The following is an 8,543-nucleotide window of genomic DNA, read 5'->3' on the forward strand; positions in this document are numbered from 1 at the left end:
GCTTCGCACAGCTCAGCCCATCCTACGGGTGCCGCCGGTTCGTAGGATGTGCTGAGGTCACGAAGCGCATCACGCCGGGGCTCGGGGTGGATGGCGTGCTTTCCATCCGCCCAGGCGCCCGGCCTGACGCCGCAGGTGGATCGTCGGGAAGCGCCTGCCGGGACACGATGGGCTTCGCACAGCTCAGCCCATCCTACGGGTGCTACCGGTTCGTAGGATGTGCTGAGGTCACGAAGCGCATCACGCCGGGGCTCGGGGTGGATGGCGGTTTTCCATCCAGCCACGGCTCCCGGGCTGAAGCCCGGGCTACGTGCCACGGTGCCATGAAAAAAGGCGGGAGGCCGAGGCCGTCCCGCCAATCCAAGGGAGCAACGAGGGGTGGGGCTTACCAGTTGAGCACCACGCCCAGGGCGAGGGTGTCGGTGTCTTCGTTCTGGGTGCTGCCGACGTGGCCGTCGATCTCGAACTGGTTGTATTCGGCGACCAGCTTGAGGTTGTCGTTGACGTCGTGGAACAGGGCGACGCCGCGGGTCTGGTAGTCGGCGCCGGCGTTGACCGCGCCGTTGCCGTCGTCCTTGGTCTTGCCGTAGGACAGCGCCAGGCGGTTCTTGCCGAAGCGGTAGGAGCCCTGCAGCAGGTAGCCGTCGCTGTCCACTTCACGCAGGGTGGCTTCGCCGGCGTTGTTGGTGAAGAAGGGGTTGATGCCCTTGGCCTGGAAGCCGGAGGCGACCACGGAGAAGGCGCCCATCTTGGCCTGCACGCCGTAGCCCAGGCCCTTGGAGGTGACGCTGTCCACGGCCGGGTCGGTGTTGTCGGAGGTCTGGTAGCCGCCGTTGAGCCAGGAGTAGATCTGCGCGCCGCCCAGTTCGAATTCGTAGGTGAGTTCGGACTCGAAGCGCGGGTTCTCCTGGTAGGCCTTGCCGGTGGCGCTGCTGTCGTTGGTGTCCACCGGGTCCATGATGCCGACCGCCAGGCGCAGGCCGTCGGACTTGGGGGTGCGGTAGGTGATCTGCGAGGTGGGGAAGGGATAGGGGTAGCCGCTGCCGATGTTGCCGAAGGAGACGCCACCGCCATCCACCAGGCCCAGGGTGTCGCTGACCTGGCCGTACCCGGCGAGCAGTTCGTCGAGGAGGATGTTGGAGCGGGCGAACAGGCCGAAGTCCTTGCCCACCAGCACTTCGCCCCAGTCGCTGGCGACGGTGCCGTAGAACTGGCGCACGTCGATGGCGGTGTCGGTGCCGTTGGTCTCGCTGTCGTTGATGGTCACCCAGAAGGAGGCGCGGCCGCCGAGCGTGAGGTCATCCACCTGCTTGCCCATGTTGAAACCGATCCAGTTGGGCAGGAACCCCATCTTCACGCGGGACTGACGGCGGTCGTAGCGCTCGCCTTCGCGGTCGACGTCGCTGTTGACGTAGAAGGCGTTGACGTAGCCGTCGGTGGCGAAGGTGGTGCCGTCCTTGTCGTAGAGGACGATCTCGGCCTTGGCCTGCTCCATGGCGACCAGGGCCAGCCCGGTGGTGAGGGCGAGGGGGAGGAATCCGATGACGGCGTTCTTGTTGTTGTGCATGGCGCTCTCCGCGGTGTGGGACGACCCGTCCGGGCCGTGTCGGAGGCGATTATCGAAACGCCGGAACCCCCGCCATATGCGGCCTTGGCGCTGTTTCGGCGATTCCTTGGCGGGGCGCGGGCGGGCCTGGCGGAAGGTCGTGGGACGGGCCCGGGGCGGAGGTCGCGGACGGCGGACGACCAAGGGCCCGCCCCCTTGGACAGGGGGCGGGTCGCTGCGGAAGGAGTAGGACGGAGGGAGGGGTCAGCGCCAGGGCAGGCCGGGCGACGGGGCGTTGGCCAGCAGGTGCCAGCCGCCCTCCCCGGCCGCCAGCCGCGCCAGGGCGCGGTGCAGGTCGTCGGGGCCGAGGGTGGCGAGGGCCAGGGCGAGTTGCAGGTGCCAGTCCGCCGGCCGGGCGCCGAGGTGCAGGGGGCTGGCGTTGCCGGGCAGGTCCTCGGCCGCTTGCCGCCATGCCTGCAGGAGCGCCTCGCGCAGGGGCTCGGCCTGCGCCAGCAAGGGCGGTGCCTGGTCGAGGAAGGCCTGGACCTGCACCAGCACTTCGGGCACCGGCGTGTCGGCAGCCTGCACGGCGAACACCAGCCCGGCCTGGCCGGCCACGTGGCGCAGGCCGGCGAACACGGCATAGCCGAGGTTCAGCTCGGTGCGCAGGCGCTGGTAGAAGGGCGATTCCAGGCTGCGACCCAGCCAGTGCCAGAGCGCTTCGCTGCGGGCGCTGCGATCCGGCACCGGGCAGAACAGCACCAGCGCCGGTTCGCCCTGGCCCGGCAGGTGATGCCAGTGATAACCGGGTGCCAGCGCCGGCGGTGCGAGGCTGCGGGGCATTGCCTCGCCGGGCAGGGCGTCGAGCAGGGCTTGCACGCTGGGCAGGTCGTCGTCGGCCAGGCCGAGGGCGATCACGTCCCAGCGGCTGGCGTCGAGGCTGCGGCGGATGCTGGCGGGGCTGACGACGGCCTGCGCCGGAGCGGCCCCTCGTGGGGTGGCGAGCACTTCGGGCAGACGCTGCAGCAACTGCCGGATCGGCAGCTCGGCAGCCAGCCGGTTACGCCCGGCCTGCAGCAGCCGGGGGCCTTGTTCGCAGGCGGCCAACGGCGGTGCCAGCAGGGTGCGCAGGGCGGCGGCGAGCATGGCCGGGAGGTCGCCGGAACGGCCTTTGACCTGCAGCTGCCAATCCAGCCCCTGCTCCAGCAGCAGCAGGTCGCCGCCCTGCTGCTGGGCCTGGCTGCGCAACCCGCGCAAGGCGCGCTGCAGCGCCGGGTAGTGGGCGGGGTCGCGGACGCCGGGGTTCAGCCGCCAGCGCAGGAGCAGTTGGGCGTGCCCGGGGTCCCCCGGCCAGCGCACCAGCGGAGGCGCCGCGCGGGGCGCCTGGGACGGCGCGACGAAGGCCTGGAAGGCCGGTGCGGGGCCGAAGCGCCAGCGCACCTCCGGGCGCAGGGGCGGCGCCAGGGGCGCGGGCTCCAGCGCCAGTTCGAAACCGGCCGACAGGCAGCGGGCCGACACCGGGCGCGCATCGCCCAGCAGGCGCACGAGGCGGGCCGGCTGCAGCTGGGCCAGCAGGGCCGCCAGGGCACTGGCGGGCAAGGTGCCGTGGCGCTGTGCCTGGTCGCGGATGAACTCCAGGGGCGCCTGCCGGGGCGCGGCGGGCCGCTCGTGCAGGAGGCGCGCCCAGGGCTCTCGCTCGCGCAGGGCGGCGAGCCAGGCGAACAGGCCGCCTTCGATGCGGGCACGGGTGTCGGCACTGGCATCCGCCAGGGCCAGCTCCAGCACCAGCAGGGCCTGGCCCTGGTGGTGATAGGTCAGGTGCAGGTCGAGGCCGTCGCACAGGCCCTGTTCGCACAGCCAGCCCTGGAAGCTGCCGGGGCTTTCGTCCCGCAGCAGTTCGCCGAGCAGTGCCACGGCGTCGGGCAGCGTCTCGGGCTGGCGCTCCAGGGCGAAGGCCAGCCACTGGCGCGGAGCGCCGGGCAGTTGCAGGCGCAGGCTGTGGCAGGCCAACGGCAGCAGGGGCGGCGCAGCCCGGTGTGGCAGCGCCTGGCCCGGTGGGCAGCCGGCGAAGGCCTCCCGGACGAACGCCTGCACCTGCTCCGCCGGCTGCGGCGCGACCACCCACAGCTGCCGCTCGCCGGCCTCGGCGAAACGGGCCAGGGCGGCCTGGAAGGCGGGCGCGTCGATGGCCAGGCTGTCGCGGTGGCCGGCATGGAAGTCGGCCAGGGGGTGACCCGGCGCCAGCGCGGCGGCCAGGGCGGATTGGGCTTGGGTCCAGGGGTCGCGCCCCCGGTTGAGGTATTCGATCTGCAGGATTTCCCGCTCGCGGCGCTGCAGGTCGAGGCTGGGCAGCGGCGCCTGGATCAGGTCGGCGAGCCGCTCCAGGCCGGCCTGGAGGCGGTCGGCGGGCAGCTCGAAGAAGAAGTCGGTGTGGTGGGCCTGGGTGCTGGCGTTGAGGCGGCCGCCACAGGTCTGGACGAAGGGCATCAGCCGCTCGCCCTGGGTGAAGCGCTGGCCGCCGAGAAAACGCAGGTGCTCGAGGAAGTGCGCCAGGCCCGGCCACTCGCGGGGCGCATCATGGCTGCCGGCGTGGACCCGCAGCAGCACGGCAGCCAGGGGGCCCGGCTGCTGCCAGGTGCGCAGGGGGAGCGGGCTGGAGGGGGCGGGCAACTCGGACATGGGCAGCACCGTCGACAAATGCGCACAGCATCCTCAACCCATGCCCACAGGGCAATGCTTCTTTGGACGTCAGCGGTGTCTTGACGCTCCGGCCTGGCCTGCCGAGAATCCGCGCGCCTTCCGGTGCGGCCGTTCTATCCAGCCGAGCCGCCGTGCTTCCCCGCGCGGCGCCGGCCTCAGGTCTTCCAGTCCCGATGTCCGCACCCGCGCACCCTGCGCCCCCCTTCGACCCGACCCGGTGCCCGGCTGCCTTGCCTCGGGCGCGCGGTCATCCCTACCCAAAAGGAAAACGACATGACCCTGATCCGCCTGTCCAAGGCCGCCATGGTGCTGGCCATGGCTTTCTTCGCCACCTTGGTCGCCTTCGGCAACATCACCGACTACGGCACCAACTTCGCCTTCGTGCGCCATGTGTTCCTGATGGACACGCTGTTCCCCGACAACCAGATCATGTACCGCTCCATCACCACGCCCTGGCTGCACCATGCGGGCTACATCGGCATCATCACGCTGGAAAGCCTGACCGCCCTGTTCTGCTGGATCGGCGGCGTGCGCCTGCTGCGGGCGATCAAGGCACCGGCCGAGACGTTCCGCGCGGCCAAGGGCTGGGCAGTGGCCGGCCTGACCCTGGGCTTCCTGACCTGGCAGGTGGGCTTCATGTCGGTGGGCGGGGAATGGTTCGGGATGTGGATGTCGAAGCAGTGGAACGGCGTGCCGGATGCCTTCCGCTTCTTCATCACGCTGCTGGTGGTGCTGATCTACCTGACTATGCCCAACGACGGCGGCGAAACCGGCAACGCCTGAGTGAGCGGTCGGTCGTAACTAAAAAGCCCCGCCAGCGCTAGCTGTGCGGGGCTTTGCATTCATGGTGTCCCAGAGTGGGTTCGAACCACCAACCTTCCCCTTAGGAGGGGGATGCTCTATCCAATTGAGCTACTGGGACATCGGAACGGGCGGCATGTTAGCGGCGCTCGGCGTTTTTGTCATGCCACTGCCACCGGCTAGGCTCAGACTTCCGGAAAAAAGGAGCGACACCATGCAACCGAGCCGCCTTGATCCCCTCCCCGACTCCCCCTTCATGACCCTTGAGCTGCGCGCCGCCAGCCCGGCCGATGCCCCGGCGCTGGCGCTGCTGCTGCACCAGCTGGGGCCGGACGAGCCGCAGCCGGACCCGACGCTGCTGGCGCTGCGCCTGGAGAACCTGCCGGCCGGGCGGGAGGTGCTGGTGGCGGAGCGGGAGGGCCAGTTGCTGGGCACCTGCACGGTGATCCTGGTGGAGCACCTGGCCCACAACTTCGCCCGCTCGGCCATCGTCGAGGACGTGGTGGTGGACGCCGAGGCCCGTGGCCTGGGGGTGGGCAAGGCGCTGATGGAGAAGGCGGCGGAGCGCGGCCGGGCGCTGGGCTGCTACAAGCTGGTGCTTTCCAGCGGGCTGGGCCGCGAGGCGGCCCATGCCTTCTACGAGTCCCTGGGGTACCGGCGCCACGGGGTCAGTTTCTACCTGGACCTGTAGCGCCGGCGTCGCGCGCTTCAGGTCCGCCCGAAGCGCTCTTCGGCCAGGCGGTCGGCCACCTCGGTGGTGGTGCGGCCCTCCTGGTCGGCGCGCTGGAAGATGGTCTTGAGGGTGGCACCGATGCCTTCGATGTGGGCCTTGAGGGCGGCGGTGCTGCCGCCGCTGCGCTCGTAGTGCACGTCAATGATGCCGCCGGCGTTGATGGCGTAGTCCGGGGCGTAGAGGCAGCCGTTGCGGCGCAGTTCCTCGGCCAGTTGCGCGTCGGCCAGCTGGTTGTTGGCGGCGCCGGCGACCACGGGGGCGCGCAAGGCTTCGAGGGTCTGCAGGTTGAGGATGCCACCCATGGCACAGGGGGCGAAGACGTCCACGTCCAGGCCGTAGATCTCGTGCTGGCCGACGGCCTTGGCGCCCAATTGCTCGACGGCGCGGCGCACGTTGGCTTCGACGATGTCGGTCACCCACAGTTCGGCCCCGGCGTCATGCAGCAGGCGGGCGAGGTGGAAGCCCACCTGGCCGACGCCCTGGATGGCGACGCGCAGGCCCTTGAGGTCATCCCGGCGCAGGCGGTGCTGCACGGCGACCTTGAGGCCGATGAACACGCCGTAGGCGGTGGACGGCGACGGGTCGCCGCTGCGGGTGCCGCCGTCGAAGGCTTCGCGGGTGTTGGCGCCGGCCACGTGGCGGGTGCGCTCCGCCATGATCTGCATTTCCGTCGGGCCGGTGCCGGAGTCGGCGGCGGTGATGTAGCGCCCGCCGAGGCTGTCGACGAAGTCGCCCATGGCCTGGAACAGCGCTTCGGTCTTGTCCTTGCGGGGGTCGCCGAAGATGACGGCCTTGCCGCCGCCCAGCGGCAGGCTGGCCAGGGCGGACTTGTAGGTCATGCCACGGGACAGCCGCAGCACGTCACGCAGGGCCTGCTCGTCGTCGGCGTAGGGGAACATGCGGCAGCCGCCGAGGGCGGGGCCGAGGTTGCGGTTGTGGATGGCGATGATGGCCTTGAGGCCGCTGGCCTTGTCGTGGCCGTAGACGACCTGCTCGTGGTGGTCGAATTCGACGTGGCTGAAGACGGACATGGGGGTTCCTCGATTCGGGTTGGGCGTGTTTCAAGTCGATGGGGCGCCCTCCCCCATGGACCGGGAGAGGGGCCTCTGATCGGGCGTCAGGCTGCCGGGTCGAACAGGTGCAAGACCTGCACGTCGCTGGCGGTGAGGCGCGCGCGCAGCTGCTGCTCCTGCTGGCGGACCTTGGCCAGGGCGCGTTCCTTCACCGGGCCGTAGCCGCGGATCTGCTCGGGCAGTTCGGCCAGGGCGACGGCGGCGGCGTAGTTGCCGGGGCGCAGCTCCTTGAGGATCAGCGCCACCTGGGCTTCGTACTCGTCGATCAGCTGGCGTTCGAGCTTGCGCTCGTGGCTGTAGCCGAAGGGATCGAGGGCGCTGCCACGCAGGAAGCGGAAGCGTGCGAGGACGTCGAAGGCCTTGAGCATCCAGGGGCCGAAGCGACGCTTGCGCGGCTCGCCGGTGGCCGGGTCGGCCTTGGCCAGCCAGGACGGGGCGAGGTGGAATTCGAGGCTGTAGTCGCCCTCGAACTGCGCCTCCAGCTGCTTGCGGAAGCTGGCGTCGCTGTAGAGCCGGGCCACTTCGTATTCGTCCTTGTAGGCCAGCAGCTTGGCGTAGTAGCGGGCCACGGCGCGGGTCAGGGCCTTGTCTTCGCCGATGTCGGCCTGGCGCACGCGCTCCACCAGGGCGCGGTAGCGCTCGGCGTAGGCGGCGTCCTGGTAGGCGCGCAGGTGGTCGGCGCGGTACTGGACGATCTCTTCCAGGGTTTCGCAGCGCGGGGCTTCGATCTCGGCCGGGCGGGCGAGCTTCTCCACCGCCGGCAGGTCGTGGGCGGCGCGACGGCCCCAGAGGAAGGCCTGCTGGTTGAGGGTGACGGCGACGCCGTTGAGTTCGATGGCCTTGTCGATGGCGGCGGCGGAGATGGGCACCAGGCCCTTCTGGTAGGCATAGCCGAGCATGAACAGGTTGGTGGCGATGCTGTCGCCCAGCAGGCGGGTGGCCAGGCGGGTGGCGTCGACGAAGTGGGTCTTGGCTTCGCCCACTGCCTCTACCAAGGCGTCACGCATGGCGGCGCCGGGCACCTGGGCGTCGGGGTTGCGGGTGAACTCGGCGGTGGCGGCCTCGTGACTGTTGACCACGGCGGTGGCGATGCGGTCGTTGAGCTTGGCCAGGGCCTCTTCGCTGGCGGCCACCACCAGGTCGCAGCCCAGCAGCAGATCGGTCTCGCCGGCGGCGATACGCACGGCGTAGATGTCGTCCTGCTTGGCGGCGATGCGGATGTGGGTGATGACCGGGCCGAACTTCTGCGCGAGGCCGGCCTGGTCGAGCACGGTGCAGCCCTTGCCTTCGATGTGGGCGGCCATGCCCAGCAGGGCGCCGACGGTGGTGACGCCACTGCCGCCGACGCCGGGCAGGAGGATGTTCCAGGGCCGGGCGAGGCTCGGCTGGCGCGGCTCGGGCAGGGCGACGAAGAGTGCCTTGGCTCCGGCGGCCTCGGGCTTGCGCAGGCTGCCGCCGTGAACGGTGACGAAGCTAGGGCAGAAGCCTTCGACGCAGGAGAAGTCCTTGTTGCAGGCGTTCTGGTCGATCTGCCGCTTGCGGCCCAGTTCGGTTTCCAGGGGCAGCACGGAGAGGCAGTTGGACTTGACGCTGCAGTCACCGCAGCCCTCGCACACGGCGGGGTTGATGAAGGCGCGCTTGGCCGGGTCGGCGAGCTTGCCGCGCTTGCGGCGGCGGCGCTTCTCGGTGG

6 protein-coding genes and 1 tRNA gene are annotated in these 8,543 nt (G+C 70.5%); 2 read left to right on the forward strand and 5 right to left on the reverse strand.

The genetic code is table 11. The features are described from left to right. Positions 1-385 precede the first annotated feature (385 nt). Positions 386-1,567 (reverse strand): porin, encoded by a 1,182-nt coding sequence (locus tag BM198_RS26170; protein WP_074973579.1) that lies wholly within the window; start codon positions 1,565-1,567, stop codon positions 386-388. Between the two features lie 243 nt (positions 1,568-1,810). Next, a complete protein-coding gene (pqqF, locus tag BM198_RS26175; protein WP_083422482.1) occupies positions 1,811-4,225 on the reverse strand; it encodes a pyrroloquinoline quinone biosynthesis protein PqqF in 2,415 nt (804 codons plus the stop codon). A gap of 294 nt (positions 4,226-4,519) precedes the next feature. On the opposite strand from pqqF, the gene BM198_RS26180 reads away from it, so the two are divergent. Beyond that, entirely contained in the window at positions 4,520-5,029 is a 510-nt protein-coding gene (locus BM198_RS26180) for a DUF2165 family protein (protein ID WP_074973581.1), read from the forward strand. 62 nt (positions 5,030-5,091) lie between these two features. Here the strand turns inward: BM198_RS26180 and BM198_RS26185 are convergent. Next, positions 5,092-5,168 (reverse strand) — tRNA-Arg (locus BM198_RS26185). Positions 5,169-5,261: 93 nt separating this feature from the next. Between BM198_RS26185 and BM198_RS26190 the strand changes: the two genes are divergently transcribed. Further along, positions 5,262-5,738 (forward strand): GNAT family N-acetyltransferase, encoded by a 477-nt coding sequence (locus BM198_RS26190; protein ID WP_044411612.1) that lies wholly within the window; start codon positions 5,262-5,264, stop codon positions 5,736-5,738. Between the two features lie 17 nt (positions 5,739-5,755). On the opposite strand, the gene BM198_RS26195 is transcribed toward BM198_RS26190, so the two are convergent. Next, on the reverse strand, positions 5,756-6,811 hold the full coding sequence (locus BM198_RS26195; protein ID WP_074973583.1) for a Leu/Phe/Val dehydrogenase: 1,056 nt from the start codon (positions 6,809-6,811) through the stop codon (positions 5,756-5,758). Positions 6,812-6,897: 86 nt separating this feature from the next. Beyond that, a partial coding sequence (locus BM198_RS26200) for a DUF6537 domain-containing protein (RefSeq protein WP_208610384.1) occupies positions 6,898-8,543 on the reverse strand: 1,646 nt, incomplete at its 5' end.

It is taken from the genome of Metapseudomonas otitidis, from assembly GCF_900111835.1.
GTDB classification, from domain to species: domain Bacteria; phylum Pseudomonadota; class Gammaproteobacteria; order Pseudomonadales; family Pseudomonadaceae; genus Metapseudomonas; species Metapseudomonas otitidis.

Bases quoted from the DNA above. Each gene is read 5' to 3' on its own strand.
- BM198_RS26170 (WP_074973579.1), bottom strand. From the start codon at position 1,567: ATGCACAACAACAAGAACGCCGTCATCGGATTCCTCCCCCTCGCCCTC.
- pqqF (WP_083422482.1), bottom strand. From the start codon at position 4,225: ATGTCCGAGTTGCCCGCCCCCTCCAGCCCGCTCCCCCTGCGCACCTGG.
- BM198_RS26180 (WP_074973581.1), top strand. From the start codon at position 4,520: ATGACCCTGATCCGCCTGTCCAAGGCCGCCATGGTGCTGGCCATGGCT.
- BM198_RS26190 (WP_044411612.1), top strand. From the start codon at position 5,262: ATGCAACCGAGCCGCCTTGATCCCCTCCCCGACTCCCCCTTCATGACC.
- BM198_RS26195 (WP_074973583.1), bottom strand. From the start codon at position 6,811: ATGTCCGTCTTCAGCCACGTCGAATTCGACCACCACGAGCAGGTCGTC.